Origin of the sequence: Megalodesulfovibrio gigas DSM 1382 = ATCC 19364 (assembly GCF_000468495.1) — a bacterium.
Lineage (GTDB): Bacteria > Desulfobacterota > Desulfovibrionia > Desulfovibrionales > Desulfovibrionaceae > Megalodesulfovibrio > Megalodesulfovibrio gigas.
Genome location: NC_022444.1, coordinates 3,237,378 through 3,253,132 on the forward strand (window position 1 = coordinate 3,237,378; position 15,755 = coordinate 3,253,132).

At 64.3% G+C, this 15,755-nt stretch carries 14 protein-coding genes; 3 read left to right on the plus strand and 11 right to left on the minus strand.

The genetic code is table 11. The features are described from left to right. Positions 1 to 80: 80 nt before the first annotated feature. From DGI_RS14255 to DGI_RS14290, 8 genes are all read right to left on the minus strand, one after another. Positions 81 to 2,183: a chemotaxis protein CheA gene (locus tag DGI_RS14255; protein ID WP_021761876.1), complete on the minus strand. Its 2,103-nt coding sequence runs from the start codon at positions 2,181 to 2,183 to the stop codon at positions 81 to 83. Beyond that, the gene (locus DGI_RS14260; RefSeq protein ID WP_021761877.1) at positions 2,180 to 2,488 is read right to left on the minus strand and encodes an STAS domain-containing protein; all 309 of its coding nucleotides are present in this window, start codon (positions 2,486 to 2,488) and stop codon (positions 2,180 to 2,182) included. Before DGI_RS14260 ends, DGI_RS14255 begins: the two co-directional genes overlap by 4 nt. A 33-nt stretch (positions 2,489 to 2,521) precedes the next feature. Then, entirely contained in the window at positions 2,522 to 3,046 is a 525-nt protein-coding gene (locus DGI_RS14265) for a chemotaxis protein CheW (protein WP_021761878.1), read from the minus strand. Positions 3,047 to 3,066: 20 nt separating this feature from the next. After that, positions 3,067 to 4,944: a methyl-accepting chemotaxis protein gene (locus DGI_RS14270; RefSeq protein ID WP_051349750.1), complete on the minus strand. Its 1,878-nt coding sequence runs from the start codon at positions 4,942 to 4,944 to the stop codon at positions 3,067 to 3,069. A gap of 352 nt (positions 4,945 to 5,296) precedes the next feature. Beyond that, positions 5,297 to 5,689, minus strand: coding sequence for a class II SORL domain-containing protein (locus tag DGI_RS14275; RefSeq protein ID WP_021761880.1), 393 nt, complete (start codon positions 5,687 to 5,689; stop codon positions 5,297 to 5,299). 177 nt (positions 5,690 to 5,866) lie between these two features. Further along, entirely contained in the window at positions 5,867 to 6,373 is a 507-nt protein-coding gene (locus tag DGI_RS14280) for a chemotaxis protein CheW (protein WP_021761881.1), read from the minus strand. Positions 6,374 to 6,392: 19 nt separating this feature from the next. Beyond that, the gene (locus tag DGI_RS14285; RefSeq protein ID WP_021761882.1) at positions 6,393 to 8,342 is read right to left on the minus strand and encodes a HAMP domain-containing methyl-accepting chemotaxis protein; all 1,950 of its coding nucleotides are present in this window, start codon (positions 8,340 to 8,342) and stop codon (positions 6,393 to 6,395) included. A 428-nt stretch (positions 8,343 to 8,770) separates the two neighbouring features. Next, on the minus strand, positions 8,771 to 10,174 hold the full coding sequence (locus DGI_RS14290; RefSeq protein WP_021761883.1) for an MATE family efflux transporter: 1,404 nt from the start codon (positions 10,172 to 10,174) through the stop codon (positions 8,771 to 8,773). Positions 10,175 to 10,458: 284 nt separating this feature from the next. Between DGI_RS14290 and DGI_RS14295 the strand changes: the two genes are divergently transcribed. Continuing rightward, positions 10,459 to 10,881: a hypothetical protein gene (locus tag DGI_RS14295; protein ID WP_027193490.1), complete on the plus strand. Its 423-nt coding sequence runs from the start codon at positions 10,459 to 10,461 to the stop codon at positions 10,879 to 10,881. A 115-nt stretch (positions 10,882 to 10,996) separates the two neighbouring features. After that, the gene (locus DGI_RS14300; RefSeq protein ID WP_021761885.1) at positions 10,997 to 12,616 is read left to right on the plus strand and encodes an FmdE family protein; all 1,620 of its coding nucleotides are present in this window, start codon (positions 10,997 to 10,999) and stop codon (positions 12,614 to 12,616) included. Between the two features lie 92 nt (positions 12,617 to 12,708). On the opposite strand, the gene DGI_RS14305 is transcribed toward DGI_RS14300, so the two are convergent. Next, positions 12,709 to 13,161, minus strand: coding sequence for an RrF2 family transcriptional regulator (locus DGI_RS14305; protein ID WP_021761886.1), 453 nt, complete (start codon positions 13,159 to 13,161; stop codon positions 12,709 to 12,711). Positions 13,162 to 13,492: 331 nt separating this feature from the next. Here DGI_RS14305 and DGI_RS14310 point away from each other — a divergent pair, with 331 nt between their 5' ends. Then, positions 13,493 to 13,915, plus strand: a complete 423-nt coding sequence (locus DGI_RS14310) for a universal stress protein (RefSeq protein ID WP_021761887.1) — start codon at positions 13,493 to 13,495, stop codon at positions 13,913 to 13,915. Positions 13,916 to 14,014: 99 nt separating this feature from the next. Here the strand turns inward: DGI_RS14310 and DGI_RS14315 are convergent, their stop codons facing one another. Next, positions 14,015 to 14,617, minus strand: coding sequence for a hypothetical protein (locus DGI_RS14315; RefSeq protein ID WP_027193489.1), 603 nt, complete (start codon positions 14,615 to 14,617; stop codon positions 14,015 to 14,017). Between the two features lie 22 nt (positions 14,618 to 14,639). Further along, on the minus strand, positions 14,640 to 15,749 hold the full coding sequence (locus tag DGI_RS17500; protein ID WP_081697026.1) for a lytic murein transglycosylase: 1,110 nt from the start codon (positions 15,747 to 15,749) through the stop codon (positions 14,640 to 14,642). Between the last annotated feature and the right edge of the window lie 6 nt (positions 15,750 to 15,755).

Genomic DNA, 15,755 nt, shown 5'->3' on the forward strand with positions numbered 1-15,755 from the left:
TTTCCCCCGAGAACTCCTTTCAAAGATAACTTGCCCTAGAACGGTTTTCCCCCGACGATTCTGTGCAAACGCACCCCGTGTTACTGCACCGCCTCGGCCCGGGAGACAGCGAGATCCAGGAGCCGGGGGATGTCCAGGATCAGGGAGATGCTGCCGTCGCCGTTGATGGTGGTGCCGGAGACGAAGGTGACGTGCTTGTACATCTCGTCCAGGCTTTTGATGACGGCCTGCTGCCGCCCCACCACGCGATCCACGGCCAGGCCGATTTCCGAACCATCCACCTCGGCCACCACCACCCGTTCGTATTCCGGCATGGGCTCCTTGATGTTGAAGAGCCGCCGCAGGCTCACGCAGGGCAGCATCTTGCCCATGCGTTCCACCACGTCCACGGTTTTGGTGGAGGCATCCACGCTGCGCTCCTGAAACCCGCGCAGGGCCGTGAGGGGCACGATATACGTGCCTGTGCCGATGCCCACGCAGAAGCCATCGATGATGGCCAGGGTCAGGGGCAGGCGGAGGGTCAGCGTCACCCCATGGCCAAGCTCGCTTTCCACCTCCACCGTGCCGCGCAGGGCGTCGATGGAGCGTTTGACCACGTCCATGCCCACGCCGCGGCCGGACAGGTCCGAGACCTTGTCTGCCGTGGAGAAGCCCGGCTCGAAGATGAGGTGCAATATCTCGCGGCGATCCGGTTCGGCGTCTGGAGCCAGCAGTCCCTTGGCCTGGGCCTTGCGCTTGATTTTCTCCGGATCCAGGCCGCGGCCGTCGTCGGACACGCGGATGACCACCTCCCCGCCCGCATGGCCGGCCCACAGCCGCACCGTGCCTTGCGGGGGCTTGCCGGCGAGTTCGCGTTCCTCGCGGGATTCGATGCCATGGTCCATGCTGTTGCGCAGGATGTGGATCAGGGGATCCTTGAGCCGGTCGATAACGGTCTTGTCCAGTTCCGTATCCCCGCCTTCGGCCTGAAAATCCACGTCCTTGCCCAGGGAGATGCCCACATCGCGCACCAGGCGGCGCAGGTTGCCATAGACGGTGCCGATGGGCAGCATGCGCAGGCCCAGGGCATTGTCGCGCATTTCGTCGGTCAGGCGTTCCAGGTCCTCGGCAATCTGGGCCAGGAAGGCGCGGTCCAGGGTCTGGTTGACGGCCTGGCTGAGGCGGGATTGGATGATGACCATCTCCCCCACCATGTTCACCAGGCGGTCAAGCCGGTCGGAATCCACCCGAATGCTGGTGCTTTGTGGAGGAGCTGCAACGGCCGCGGCCTTGGCCGGTTGGCGCATGGCCAGCTTTTCCTGCAAAAAGCTGCGCATGGCCTGGGGGATGTGCCCGGGGTTGGCGGCGTTGTCCCGGGCAATGCCTGCCAGCAGCTCCAGGTCGCCTTCACGGGTGCGGTGATCCCCCACCTTCTCCATGCGCACGCAGTGGCCGTCATCCACAAAGACGAAGACGTCGCGCACTGCGTCCTGGCCCCTGTCCGTGTTCAGCACCACATCCCAATAGCCGTAGGGCTGTTCGGGGTCGTAGTCCTCGGACAGGGACGCCCCGCCATCGTGGTAGACAAAGGCGTGCTGGCCCAGCTCCGCCAGCTCCTGCATGAGGGCCAGGGGATCGCAGCCGGTGAGGAAGGTGTTCGGCTCCGGACGATACCGGATCCACAGGATCTCCCAGGACGCGGCAACGTAGGCGGCCGTCTCCGGGCTGGCAGATGCGACCGGGGCGGAGCCCGTCACCGCAGATGCGGCCGAGGATGCAGCCGAGGACGCGGCCGGCGGCGCGACCGATGATGCAGACGGGGCTTCGGCCTGGAGGATGCCGGCCAGCTCTGCCAGCAGCCTGTCAGAATCCGCAGCCAGCTCGCCGCCGCCAGGGTCCGCGCGCAGCAGGGCCTGCAGGTGGTCCTTGGCCTGCAGGGTCAGACTAAGCAGCGGCGGCGTGAGGGGCAGTTCGCCGCTGCGAACACGGTCGAAGGCAGTTTCCAGATCGTGGGTGAAGCGCACGATCTCGGTGAAGCCGAACATGCCGCCCGAGCCTTTGATGGTATGCAAGGCCCGAAAGGCGCGGGCGATAATCTGCCCGGCCTGGGGATCGGCCTCCAGTTCCAGCAGGCTTTCTTCCAGCTCGGCCAAAAGTTCGCGGGCTTCTTCCAGGTAGGTTTGCAGTGGATCCGTGGCGCTCATTGCGAAGCCCTCTGCGCCGCGCCGGCGGACCGGGGCATCGCAGCCGGGCACAGCCCGGTCAGGCCGGTCCATTGCGCGCCGAAATGCAGGTGTTCGGGCAGGTCCGGCTGCAGGGTCAGGGGCACGCGCTGGGCGGCAAAGGCCCGTTTGACGGCAAGCAGGAGTTCGAAAAAGGCCAGGTCTCCCCGGGAGACACCGGCAAAACTCAGTTCCGTGGCCTCTCGCCGGGCCAGGGCGCGGTGCAGGGTCTCCTTCAGGGACGCCATTTCCGCCACGGTGCAGTTTCCTTCAAGGGCAAGGCGCATGGAGTGCTCCTTATGAGTTGGCGTCAGGCAGTGCTATGGATGCGCAGAGGCGCCGGCCCCCGCCGGGCCGGGCTGCGCGCCAAGCTCGTCCAGGGACAGGACTTCATCCGTGGTGAAGACTTTGGCGGCGTCCAGGATGAGCAGGAAGCGTTCATCCTGGCGGCAAATGCCCCGGATGAAGTCCGCCCGAATGCCCGTGCCCATGCGCGGGGGCGGGTCGATTCTGGCGGTTTCCACCTCCAGCACCTCCCGGACCGAATCCGCGATGGCGCCGATGGCCGCCACGCCCTCCCCCCGGGGAATCTCCAGGATGACGATGCGGGTGTTCAGCGTCCGCTCTGCTGCAGGCAGGCCAAACTTCAGCCGCAAATCCACCACGGGCACGGCGCTGCCGCGCACATTCACCACGCCGCGCATGTATTCCGGCGTATGGGGGATGCTGGTGATGTCCGTCATGTCCAGAATCTCGCGCACGGAATGAATGTCCAGGGCAAAATAGACGTTGTCCAGGGTGAGGGTCAGCAGCCGCATGACCCCTTCCGAAAGGCTGGTGCTCATGACCGGTGTCCTCCGGTGGGTTATGTATCGGCGCCGAAGCGTTCGAAGCCGAGGTCGTCGTCATCCACCTCGCCCTTGGACAGATCCAACGACACGCCGCCCGCATGGGAACGCCGGGCTGCAGGCAGGCGCTTGGGCGCCGGAGTCGAAGCCGGTCGGGCGGCAACCCTGGCCGCGGCGGGCCGGGCGACGGCGGCACGGACGGAGCGGGCAACCACCTTGCTGTCTGTGGCGAAGAAGTCCATGGCTGCCTGGAGCTGCTCGGCCTGGGCAGAAAGCTCTTCCGCCGTGCTGGCCAGTTGCTCGGAGGCCGAGGCGTTCTGCTGCACCACCTGATCCAGCTGCTGCAGGGCCAGATTCACCTGGCCGGCTCCGGAGTTCTGTTCCTGGCTGGTGGCGGCGATTTCCTGCACCAGATCCGCCGTCTTCTGGATGTCCGGCACCAGCTTTTCCAGCAGCGTGCCGGCGCGTTCGGCCACGGCCGTGGAGGTGGAAGAAAGCTTGTTGATTTCCGCGGCAGCCGTCTGGCTGCGCTCGGCCAGCTTGCGCACTTCCGAGGCCACCACGGCAAACCCGCGACCGTGCTCGCCAGCGCGGGCGGCTTCCACTGCAGCGTTCAGGGCCAGCAGATCCGTCTGCCGGGCGATTTCCTCGATGATGGAAATCTTGCCGGCGATTTCCTTCATGGCGCGCACGGTGTTGACCACCGCTTCGCCGGATTCCTTGGCGTCCTGGGCAGCCTTGGAGGCGATGGACCCGGTCTGGCGGGCGTTTTCGGCATTCTGGTTAATGGAGGCGGACATTTCTTCCATGGACGACGAGCATTCCTCCACCGAGGCCGCCTGCTCGGCCGCGCCTTGGGACAGTGTCTCGGAACTGGCGCTCATCTCCTCGCTGCCCGAGGCCACGTTCTGCGCGCCGGCCTGCACCTCGCTGACGATCTGCGTCAGCCGTTCGACCATCTCGGCAATGGCGCGCATGAGGGTATCCTGTTCGGAACGCGGGGCCACCTTGACGCGCAAATCGCCTTCGGAAAGCAGGCCCATCTTCTCGGCCACCTCGTGCTCGGCGGCGGCCACGGCGCGCATGGCCCCCGCCATCTGGCCAATTTCGTCCTTCTGGTTGATCTCCAGCTGCCTGCTCAAATCGCCCACGGCCAGGGCCTGGGCGAACTCCACACAGCGCCTGATGCCGTTGGCAATGACCCGCGAGAGGAAGACGCCCAGGAACAGCCCCAGCGCCACGGCCACGCCCACGGCGGTGTACATGAACACGTTGGACTGCTGATAGATGGTCTCGGCGTTCTGGGCGGCCAGTTCCGCCTGCTGGCGGTTTTCGGCAATGAGCTCGTTCAGCAGCCGGTCTGGCTCCACGCCCAGGGGGGCGGCCACTTCCAGCATGTACTTGATGGCGCCATCCTTGTCCCCGGCCAGGATGATGTCGCGGATCTTGAAGGCGGATTCGCGGTATGTCTCGAAAGATGTCCTGAATTTCGCCAGCAGCTCCTTCTCCTTGTCGGACAAGAGCGCGCCGGAATAGTCCTGAATGGCTTTGTTCATGGCCTGCAGGCTGGCATCAATCTGCTGGATGTACTGTTCCTTCTCCCGGCGTTCATCGGCAAGCACCAACCGATAATGACTGCGGCCGAAGCGGATCATCTGGGCGTTGGCATCGCTCAATTTGGTGATGGGTCCCAGGTTGTTGGTATAAATCCCGAACAGCAACTCGTTGATCTTGCCCATATTCGTCGCGCCGAGCCACCCCACCCCGGCCATAAGCAACAGGACGATCATAAAGCTGGCGATCAGCCGGGTGCTGATCTTGAGATTGTGGAACCACTGCATGGCCTGCCCCTCTTTGTTGTGCGGTTGCGCCCCCTCAACAAGAATCTGCATCATCACCATACACCATCAACGTCAAAAGGGAAGTTTTTTCGATGTGCGGGTATTTCGGCAGGCTACGCACAATCCATACCCCTCCCGCAGCGTGCGTATCACTGTTCAAAACCCATTCCGCCCCGTCTCCCCATGATTCACAAATTTGACGCAACCCCTCCATCTCGATGGCAGCACATCCCCGGAAATGATACCTTCCCCCCCGGGGAAATCTCCCTAAATCGCCCGACGGCATGTGTGGCGCGCATAATATCAACCACGCCACTGCGGACAATGGATTTCCAGTTTGCCCGCCCACAAAAAAAGGGAGGCCCCTTGCGAGGTCTCCCTTTGTATGATCGGCAGCATGCAGCGATTACTTGAGGGCCACGGCCTTGGAAGATTCCCACAACCCGTGAATATTGCAGAAAGACGAAGCCACCAGGACGCCGGGGGTCTTGATCTTCAGCTGGAACGTCACGGTGTGGTTGGTGTACACCGGCCCTTCGTTGGGGCCCTTGGCGCATTCGCCGTGGGCGGTGAACTCGAAGGAACCCACCTCATAGCTGAACTTGTCGCCCTCGGGCTTGAAGTAGCAACGGATCCAGCGGATGTGGTGCTCCGTGGTGTTGGGGTGGGCAATTTCCTTGCCCAGGCTCACGGTGACGGGGAAGAAGGCGTCTGCCGCCACGGCATCGTCGCACTCGATGGCGGGCACGTGCTTTTCGGTTTTCCAGTCGGCAGTTTGAAACATGTCGCACATTTTCATGGATGCGGCCTCCAGGGTCATTTGTGACAAGGTGTTGCTCGGAAAAAAGACTCCCCCATCATGCAGGAGGCCCGTGGTTTTCGCAAGGGGCGGCGAGATTTTTTTGATCACTTTTTCCGCCCCCGCGGAATCGACTTTCTGATGCCTGCATACACTGGAAGAATTCTTCGACCCCCCTCAAGCCACCACCGGGCCAGGCTGCGCGCCAAGCTCGTCCAGGGACAGGACTTCATCCGTGGTGAAGACCTTGGCGGCGTCCAGGATGAGCAGGAAGCGTTCGTCCTGGCGGCAGATGCCCCGGATGAAGTCCGCCCGAATGCCCGTGCCCATGCGCGGGGGCGGGTCGATTCTGGCGGTTTCCACCTCCAGCACCTCCCGGACCGAATCCGCGATGGCGCCGATGGCCGCCACGCCGTCTCCCCGGGGAATCTCCAGGATGACGATGCGGGTGTTCAGGGTGCGGTCTGCGGCAGGCAGGCCAAACTTCAGCCGCAAATCCACCACGGGCACGGCGCTGCCGCGCACATTCACCACGCCGCGCATGTATTCCGGCGTATGGGGGATGCTGGTGATGTCCGTCATGTCCAGAATCTCGCGCACGGAATGAATGTCCAGGGCAAAATAGACGTTGTCCAGGGTGAGGGTCAGCAGCCGCATAACCCCTTCCGAAAGGCTGGCCGTCATACTGTTGTCCTCCGGCGGGTTATGTATCGGCGCCGAAGCGTTCGAAGCCGAGATCATCGTCCTCCACTTCGCCCCTGGACAAGTCCAGGTGCACCCCAGTCGCGCCAGTCGCGCCAGTCGTGCCGGCACGCCGGGCCGCAGGCAGGCGCTTGGGCGCGGGCCGGGCGGCAACCCTGGCCGGGGCAGGCCGGGCGACGGACGCCCGCACGGTGCGGGCTGCCACCTTGCCATCCGTGATGAAGAAGTCCATGGCTGCCTGGAGCTGCTCGGCCTGGGCGGAAAGCTCCTCCGCCGTGCTGGCCAGCTCCTCGGAGGCCGAGGCGTTCTGCTGCACCACCTGATCCAGCTGCTGCAGGGCCAGATTCACCTGGCCGGCTCCGGAGTTCTGTTCCTGGCTGGTGGCGGCGATTTCCTGCACCAGATCCGCCGTCTTCTGGATGTCCGGCACCAGCTTTTCCAGCAGCGTGCCGGCGCGCTCGGCCACGGCCGTGGAGGTGGAAGAAAGCTTGTTGATTTCCGCGGCGGCCGTCTGGCTGCGCTCAGCCAGCTTGCGCACTTCCGAGGCGACTACGGCAAAGCCGCGGCCATGCTCGCCGGCGCGTGCGGCTTCCACTGCGGCGTTCAAGGCCAGCAAATCCGTCTGCCGGGCGATTTCCTCGATGATGGAAATCTTGCCGGCAATCTCCTTCATGGCCGCCACGGTGTTGTGCACGGCCTCGCCGGATTCCTTGGCGTCCTGGGCGGCCTTGGAGGCGATGGACCCGGTCTGGCGGGCATTCTCGGCATTTTGGTTGATGGAGGAGGACATTTCTTCCATGGACGACGAGCACTGCTCCACCGAAGCCGCCTGTTCAGACGCGCCCTGGGAGAGCGTCTCGGAACTGGCGCTCATCTCCTCGCTGCCCGAGGCCACGTTCTGCGCGCCGGCCTGCACCTCGCTGACGATCTGCGTCAGCCGTTCGATCATCTCGGCAATGGCGCGCAGCAGCTCGTCCTGTTCGGAACGCGGGGCCACCTTGATGCGCAAATCGCCTTCGGCCACCTGTTTCATCTTCTCCGCCACATCACGCTCGGCCAGGACGATGCTGCCAATGGCGCGCATGAGGGTGTCCTGTTCGGAGCGCGGCATCACCTCAATGCCCAGATCGCCTCGGGAAAGCTTATCGAGCTTGCCGGCCACATCATGTTCGGCGGCGGCCACGGCGCGCATGGCCTCGGCCATCTGGCCGATTTCATCCCTCTGGCGGATGGTGAGCTGCTTGGTCAAATCACCCACGGCCAGGGCCTGGGCCACCTCCACGCACTGGCGCACGCCACGGGAGATGAGCCGGGACAGGAACACCCCCGAGGCCAGCCCCAGCAGCACGGCCACGCCGATGACCCAGAACATGCGCTCGCGCGCTTCGAGATAGACGCCGTGCGCCTGTGCGGCGGCCTTTTCGGCCTCATTGCGGTTCTCCTCGGCCATGTCGCTCAGCAGCTGGTCGGGCAACACGCCGAGGGGCGCCACGCGGTTGAGCACGAAGTCCGTGATGACGTCCTTGTCTTCCTTGTTGCGCATCATCTGGCGGAGCTTGGCGTTTTCGGCAAGGTAGGCGTCATAGGCAGGCTTGAATGTATCGTACAGTTCGCGCTCTTTGCCTGTCAGGGTCGCCTTGGTGTAGTCCGCCAACGCCTTGTTGGTCCGGGCGATATTCTCATCGCCGCGCTTGACGAATTCCTCAGCGTCCTGGTCATTGGTGCTGATGAAGATGCGGTATTGGTTGCGGCCAAACTTGATGAACTCGGCATTGGCGTCTGCAAGGTGCACAATCGGCTTGAGGTTGTTTTCGTAGATTTCCTCCAGCAACGCATTGGTGGTCTGCATGCTGGACATCCCCAGCCATCCCACGCCCCCCATGAGCCCGAGGACGAGTATGGAACTTGCGATGAGCCGAGTGCCTATCTTCAAATTGTTGAACCACTGCATGGAAACCCCTCAGCGTTAGTGTTTATCCTCCCATGCCACAGTCCAGGCCAGACCGGAAAAATGGATACCGTATCTCCATGGAAAAGAAAATGTTATTCCTCTTCCCAACCGGTTGGTGCGGGGCGGCTGGCCAGCACTTCTCCCCAGGTGTTAGGTGGTTACTCCCTATGAATAAAACGTGCAGACCTCCCATGCGCCACGCAGGACGACAATTCGCCATAAATGAGATATTACAATGCGTTATATTTGTTACTGGATCAGGTTGTCAGCACGCACGCCGCACGCGGAGCGCTCTCCGTGTTGTTTCCGCTACCGCAGCGTGGCTGGCACAAATTGCCTTTGAAACATGGTGTTGTGCGAGGGGAGCCCCGGTACAGGCGTTCCCTCGCGCGCGCGTCCCTTTCCCGGACTTTGTGACGGGAACCTGCCTAGGTGTCAACAACCTGTGCGGCTGTCTCCACCACGCGCATGCCCTGCCACTTGCCGCCGCGGTAGCGCAGCACGCCGCCCACGCCCAGGATGGCCACATACGCTGTGAGCAGGGACCACAGGAAATAGATGTTGCCGTCCAGCCACTCCACCACGGCCACGCCGGGGATGATCATCGCCCCCAACGCCACCACAATGATGGACCGCATGATGAACACCGTATCCCCCGCACCCTTGAGCGCCGCGAAGAACACCAGAATCAGGGCGTCGAAGAAGGCGTAGGCGCTCACAAAGCGCATCAGTTCCACCCCAAGGGCCAGCACCGCCGGCGCGCCGGGGGAGTCTGGATCCAGGAAGATGGCAATGAGCGGCTCCGGCAGCAGCACGTACACGGCCACGGCGAAGCTCGTCCAGAGCAGCGCCAGATGCAACCCGCTGCGGATGGCCCGCCGGGCCATGGCCGGACTGCCGCCGCCGATGGCCTGGCCCACCATGGTGGACAAGGCGATGTGCAGCCCCACCATGGGCAGAAAGCCTACCGTGTTGATGGAGATGGCCATATTCGTGGCGGCCAGGGCCTCGGTGCCCAGCCGGCCAGCCAAAAACAGGAACACGGTGAACGCCAGAATCTCCACCCCGAACTGCGTGCCGCCGGGCAGGCCATAGCGCAGGAAACGCCGCATCAGCTCCCGATCCAGCCGCCATTGCGAGCGCGTGCCAAAGCGGCGTTCATTCTCCCTGGAAAACACCAGCAGCGCGAACAGCCCCGCCGACACCATGGCCCCGATGACCGTGGCCACCGCCGCGCCGGCCACGCCCCAGGCCGGAAACGGCCCCACCCCGAAGATGAAGCAATAATCCAGCGGCACGTTCACCAATGCGCCGGCGATGTTCACGTACATCACCGGTCGCGTCAGCCCCTGGCCGGAATAAAAGCACGACAAGGTGTTCTGCAGCAGGCCAAAGATGGCCCCCACGGACAGAATCTGGAAGTATTCCACCTCCATCTGCAGCACCATGGGCTCGTGACCCGCCAGGGAGAAGATGGGCCGGGCCAGCAGGGCCGTGCATGCCATGAGCAGGCCGGCCGCCAGGCAGAACCACACGCCCTGCCACACCGCCGCGCCCACCCGCGCCGGAGCCTCGGAGCCCACATACTGCGCAATGAACACGTTGACATACTGCGCCGTGCCCATGAACAGGGCCATGAAGGCAAAATTGGCCATGCCGGCCGGCCAGGAGGCGGCAATGGCCTCCAGGGAATGCTGGCTCAGAAAAAAGCGGTCCGTGGTGAGCATGACCGTGTGCGCGCCCATGCTGGCAATCATGGGCAGGGAGATGCGCAAGACGTCGCGGTAGCCGTTGGGAGCGGCCCAACGGCTGGCAATGGCGGGAGGAAGCATCGGGGATCTCGTGGAGGCTGGAAGGGATGGTCGTGCGGCAATGTATCCCGAAACACCGTCTTGGGGCAAGGCATTCTGATGTTTCAAACGAGCAGGCGATATTGCACAATCCAACTGACCCGAAACACTTCAGCAGCAGCATGTTGCAACGATATCACGCGAAGGTCCTGTCCGCGAAAATGGCGCAATCCCCGCCAAAAGATTTGCTCCGCGCCGCAAGAGCATTTATGATTGGCGCCTGCGCCCCATTCCGATTGCCGACACCCCTTTTCGGGAGGTTGATCATGCGATTGCCCAGTACCTTTTTGGCTGCGTCTTTGTGGCTGCTTGTCATTGCCGCCTCCGCATCGGCACAGCAGGCATCCCCGACCCCTGGCGAGCTGGCCATGGGCGCCTCGCCCCAGATGAGCCTTTCCACCTTCCGCTCGCGCTGCATCATGTTCGACGGCACCACCGGCGGCGGCGGCTTCTCCAACCAGTGCGGCCCCTCGGAGCAGGACAGCCTTTGCAGCAGCTTCGCGGAAATGCTGGCTGCCGGCTCTCCCAGCCGGGACCAGTGCATCAAGGCCTGCAGCAACCGGCGCACCCAGCTCACCCCGCGCTATGTCTTCAACGGCTGCCAGTACGCCCTGGACTATGCCTATTCGGTCTGCACCCGGTACTGTCGCACGAATCCGGACGGCGCCGGCCCCTCCTCCGGCACGTAGGGCCAATCTGTCTCAACATCCGGTCGCGCATGGACTTTCCGCGTCGCCCGTGGCATCATCACGTTTTCTCTGGAAAACATTTTCGGCTCTTGCAGCCAGACGCCAAGGGGGCGCGATGGACATCGGACAGTACACCTTTCAGGAATTCAAGGAAAAAGCCGCCGCGTTCCACGGCTATCCCGCCCCTGGCCTGCTCCTGGGCGGCTACATGGTGGCCTGGAACAAGACCCTGCTCCCCGAAGGCACCATCTTCGACGCCCTGGTGGAAACGCCCAAATGCCTGCCCGATGCCGTGCAACTGCTCACCCTGTGCAGCTTCGGCAACGGCTGGATGCAGGTGCTGAACCTGGGCCGCTACGCCGTCTCCCTGTACGACAAATACACCGGCCAGGGCTGGCGGGTGTATCTGGATGCGGAGAAGCTGGCCGCGTGGCCCCACATGCACAGCTGGCTCTTCAAGACCAAACCCAAGCGCGAGCAAGACTCCGACGCCCTGTTTGCGGAAATCGAGGCTGCCGGCCACACCGTCTGCTCGGCCCAGCCGGTGCAGATTCCCGACCGCATGCGCGGCCACAAGCACATGGGCCCGGTGGGCGTGTGCCCCGTCTGCAAGGAGGCCTACCCCATGCGCGACGGCGGCGTGTGCCGCGGCTGCCAGGGCGAGGCCATCTGGGAACGCGCCTCCATCATCCCCCCGGCCCCCCTCCTCACCGCCGTGCCTGTGGAGCAGGCCGTGGGCAAGACGGCCCTGCACGACATGACCGAGGTCATCCCCGGCGAGTCCAAGGGGCCGGCCGTGCAGGCTGGTCAGGTCATCGGACTGGAGGACGTCTGCCGGCTGCAGCGCATGGGCCGGCGCAACATCTATCTGCAGGAACACCTGCCTGAGGTGGACGGCTTCGTCCACGAGGATGCCGCCGCCAAGGCCTTTGCCGCGGCCCTGGCCGGCGAGCACGTCACCGTGGCCGGCGAGCCGCGGGAAGGCAAAATCAACCTGATGGCCGCCACGGCCGGGGTGCTGGCCGTGGATATCCCGGCCCTGGAACGGTTCAACGCCATCCCCAACGTGGCCTGCGCCTCTCGCCAGCACGGCACCCTGCTGGAAGCCGGCAAGCCCTTTGCCGCCTGCCGGGCCATCCCCCTGTACCTGACCACGGACAATGTGGCCCGCGCCCTGGCCACGGTGGATGAAGGCCCGGTCTTCTCCATTCATCCCCTGCGCAAGGCCAAGGCCGGGGTGCTGGTGACAGGATCGGAAGTGTTCCAGGGACTGGTGCAGGACAAGTTCGCCCCCCTGCTGGCGCACAAGATGGAGGCCCTGGGCGGCGAGGTGATCGCCTCCCGCATCGTCCCCGACGACCGCCAGGCCATCGCCGACGGCGTGCGCGAATTGCTGGATGCCGGCATCGACCTGCTGCTGACCACCGCCGGCCTTTCCGTGGATCCGGACGACGTCACCCGCCAGGGCCTCGTGGACGCCGGCCTGACCGACGCCCTCTACGGCGCGCCCGTGGTGCCCGGCAACATGGTGGTCATTGGCCGCATCGGGTCGGTGCAGGTCATGGGCGTGCCAGCCTGCGCCCTGCATGCCAAGACCACGGCCGTGGATCTGCTGCTGCCCCGGCTGCTGGCCGGGCTGGTGCCCACCCGGGCAGATCTGGCCCGCATGGCCGAAGGCGGCTTCTGCCTGCAGTGCCGGACCTGCACCTTCCCCAAGTGCCCCTTTGGAAAGTAGCACCTGCTTTTTTGAAAAGCGCGCGAGAGGGGAGAGCCTTTTGGCAAAGGTTCTCTCCTCTCGCAACATCCTTGTTTCAAAGGAAACGCAGTCTATGACTCCCGCGGCAGCAGGCAGCGGTCCACCCCGCCGCCGGCGCGCTCGGCCTCGCGCATCAGATCCAGGAAAGTGATGGCGTCCAGCCGGTCCAGCATGGCCCGGGTGGCCTCAATCCAGACCTTGCGGGTCAGACAGTCCCCGGAAATGGGGCACACGCTGGCATCCTTGGCGCATTCCGTCAGGGCCATTTCCCCTTCCATGGCCCGCACCACCGCGCCCACGGCAATGCGCTCGGGCAGGTCAGACAGCACATGCCCGCCCCGCGGCCCGCGCTTGCTCTTGATAAAGCCGGCCTGCTTGAGGGGACGGATCAGTTTTTCCAGATATTTGACGGAAACACCCTGCCGCTTGGAAATGTCGGAAATGCGCACCGGGCCCGCCTGGCTGTGCATGGCGATATCCAGCACCATCCGGGTGCCATAGCGGCTGCGTGTGGAAAGTTTCATGCGTACTCCTTGCATGTCTGACTGCAATATCAGCTAGATAGGTTATACCCCTTCACCAGGGGAGGGTTTCCGGCCAGGAAGGGAAATTCCTACCAGAGCAGTGGCTGAAATGCAAGCAGAAACCCGCCACGCCAGTTGCGTTTCCTGGCTTTTCACAAGCTGTTGGCCCTGATGCGCGCAAGGCAATCCGGTATCCAGGCTGACGCGTGAAAGAATTCACATTTGCGCTTGCCAAAGTGGAGACTTTGATTACACTCTGCATACCACTCCCACGAAGCCGACCGGGAGGGGGCGCGTGTGCACGAATCCAGGCAACCCAAGGAGAAGGCGCATGAAACTGCTCGTGGCGCATGATGGCTCGCCGCAGGCGGGCAAGGCCCTGGACATGGCGGCAACCCTGGCAAAGAACCTCCAGGCCGAGATTACCGTGGTGACGGTGACGCCGGATCTCACCTACCCCCTGGACGAGCTGCCGCCCGAACTGGCGCAGCGGCTCAACGACACCGTGGCGGGGGAAACCCAGGCGCTGCTGCGCGCCGTGGCCAAGCAGATGGAAGAAGCTGGCCACACGGTAAAAACCGTGTCCCGCACGGGCCGGCCGGCAGACGGCATCATCGCCGTGGCCAAGGAAATCGGCGCAGACATGATCCTTGTGGGATCCACAGGCAAACAGGGGGCCAGCCGGCTGCTGCTGGGCTCGGTCTCTGGATCCGTGGCGCAGCACGCCCCCGTGAGCGTGCTTGTGGTCCGGTAACTCCCGTACGTAACGCATGCCGTCCGGGGGAGGCGACTCCCCCGGACGTACATTTCGTGCCCGCTGCAGCGCATAACATGTGCTGCAGTGGACATGGAATCAGAACTCTTCGTCCAGGTCATCCGCCATCGGTTTGAGCAAGAGCTTCTCCATCAGCTGGGCGCACTGCTCCGCCGGGGTCAGTTCCGCCCGGATGATGTGCCGCGCCAAGGCCATGGCCTTGGGCTCCAGAGCATCCTGCCGGGCGGCCAGGGATTGCCGCAGGGATTCGGAGTCCTCTCCCGTCTCTCCCAGGCCGGCCAGGCAGCGGCCTACGTCGGCAATCAGGTACACAGGCACCACGGGCAGGAAGGACAGGGCCTGCCCATCCAGCATGGCGGCCAGCCGATCATCCAGCACAAAGATGCGTCCGACGCCCTGCATGGCGCGCATGGCCTGGGCCAGGGCCTGTTCCGGCTGTTCATGCCCTGTTTCCAGACCCAGCAGGGCCAGCATCATGTCCAGCTCGTCAGCCAGGGCCGTAGCCAGGGCGCCGCACCCGCTGCCCGGCAGCCCCAGCAGCAGCAGGGACTGGGCTTCCGGATCGAACGGGGTGGGCGTCAGCCGTTCGCCCGCAGGGGCCGCAAAGGAGGCCGTGCGGTCGGCGTCCCGGACTTCGGCTTTTTCCTGAATGAAATGATCGGTGGGATCGTGTCTGGGCATGGCGTTCTCCCTTCGGAAGCGCTTATTGAGGGACCTGGGCCTGCACATGGTCTGCCACGTGCAGGATGGTGTTCACATAGACCACGCTGGGGTTGTACCGATACAGCACGCGACGCAGCAGGGCGCGGTCCTGGGCCGTGCCGCGCCAGCCATGCCCTTTGAGGAAGTTCCCCATGGAGTGCAGGGCGTCTTCCAGGGTAAAGAGATCCACCACGCCATCCCGGTTGCCGTCCACACCAAACTTCAGGGCGCTGGAGGGCATGAACTGGGCAATGCCGATGGCTCCGTATATGGAACCAGGGAGGGACAGGGGATCCATGCGGGCATTGCGGGCATAGGCGATGAGCGCCTTGAGTTCGCGATAGGCCCACAGCGCCTTTTCCTGCGTCTTGGCCCGCAGCCAGACCAGGGCCGGCCCCTGGGGGTTGTCGCGCTTGAACGCGGGGAGGATCAGGGACACATCCTCGCACAAGGCCATGCTGGCCAGGGTGCGGAAGGCCGGCGTCTCGCCCAGGAACAGCCCCACGCGCGTCTCCACGGTGAGCAGGCCGGTCGTCACAGGGGGAGGCACGCCGTATTCAGCCTCGATGCGCCGCAGCAGTGGCAGGTTGGTCTTGTAGAACACCACCGCCTCGGCCAGGCGCTCGGGGGTGACGATGGAACGATACACCGTCGGACCTTCCGGCTCCGGCGGCACGGTCACCTGGGGCGGCGCATGGCGTTTTTCCGTGCGCAGGCGCGTCAGCAACGTCTCGGTGGCCTTGCCCGTGAGGGGCAGGCCGCTCACGTGCTCGTAGCGCCGGATGGCCAGCCGTGTGCCTGGCCCGGCGACGCCATCGACCTTGCCCTCCAGGTACCCCAAGGTTTTCAGCCGGTGCTGCACGTCGCGCACCAGGGCGGAACCGAATTTTTTGTGGAACAGATCCTCCATCTTGTCCACCATGGGCTCGGTGGTGAAGGCGGCCTCGGGGCGGCTGAACTGCCGCTCCAGCCAGGCCTTGTCCAGCCCGTCCGCGGTCAGCCGCTGGATGAGCGGCCGCCAGACCGTCAACTGCTCCTGCCCGGCCTGGACCCTCTGCGCCTGCGCCGCCACCATCACGGCCACCATCGCGGCAAGCCATACTGCCCGCATGCCCCC

Coding starts and splice junctions, on each gene's coding strand:
- DGI_RS14255 (WP_021761876.1), bottom strand. CDS start 2,183: ATGAGCGCCACGGATCCACTGCAAACCTACCTGGAAGAAGCCCGCGAA.
- DGI_RS14260 (WP_021761877.1), bottom strand. CDS start 2,488: ATGCGCCTTGCCCTTGAAGGAAACTGCACCGTGGCGGAAATGGCGTCC.
- DGI_RS14265 (WP_021761878.1), bottom strand. CDS start 3,046: ATGAGCACCAGCCTTTCGGAAGGGGTCATGCGGCTGCTGACCCTCACC.
- DGI_RS14270 (WP_051349750.1), bottom strand. CDS start 4,944: ATGATGCAGATTCTTGTTGAGGGGGCGCAACCGCACAACAAAGAGGGG.
- DGI_RS14275 (WP_021761880.1), bottom strand. CDS start 5,689: ATGAAAATGTGCGACATGTTTCAAACTGCCGACTGGAAAACCGAAAAG.
- DGI_RS14280 (WP_021761881.1), bottom strand. CDS start 6,373: ATGACGGCCAGCCTTTCGGAAGGGGTTATGCGGCTGCTGACCCTCACC.
- DGI_RS14285 (WP_021761882.1), bottom strand. CDS start 8,342: ATGCAGTGGTTCAACAATTTGAAGATAGGCACTCGGCTCATCGCAAGT.
- DGI_RS14290 (WP_021761883.1), bottom strand. CDS start 10,174: ATGCTTCCTCCCGCCATTGCCAGCCGTTGGGCCGCTCCCAACGGCTAC.
- DGI_RS14295 (WP_027193490.1), top strand. CDS start 10,459: ATGCGATTGCCCAGTACCTTTTTGGCTGCGTCTTTGTGGCTGCTTGTC.
- DGI_RS14300 (WP_021761885.1), top strand. CDS start 10,997: ATGGACATCGGACAGTACACCTTTCAGGAATTCAAGGAAAAAGCCGCC.
- DGI_RS14305 (WP_021761886.1), bottom strand. CDS start 13,161: ATGAAACTTTCCACACGCAGCCGCTATGGCACCCGGATGGTGCTGGAT.
- DGI_RS14310 (WP_021761887.1), top strand. CDS start 13,493: ATGAAACTGCTCGTGGCGCATGATGGCTCGCCGCAGGCGGGCAAGGCC.
- DGI_RS14315 (WP_027193489.1), bottom strand. CDS start 14,617: ATGCCCAGACACGATCCCACCGATCATTTCATTCAGGAAAAAGCCGAA.
- DGI_RS17500 (WP_081697026.1), bottom strand. CDS start 15,749: ATGCGGGCAGTATGGCTTGCCGCGATGGTGGCCGTGATGGTGGCGGCG.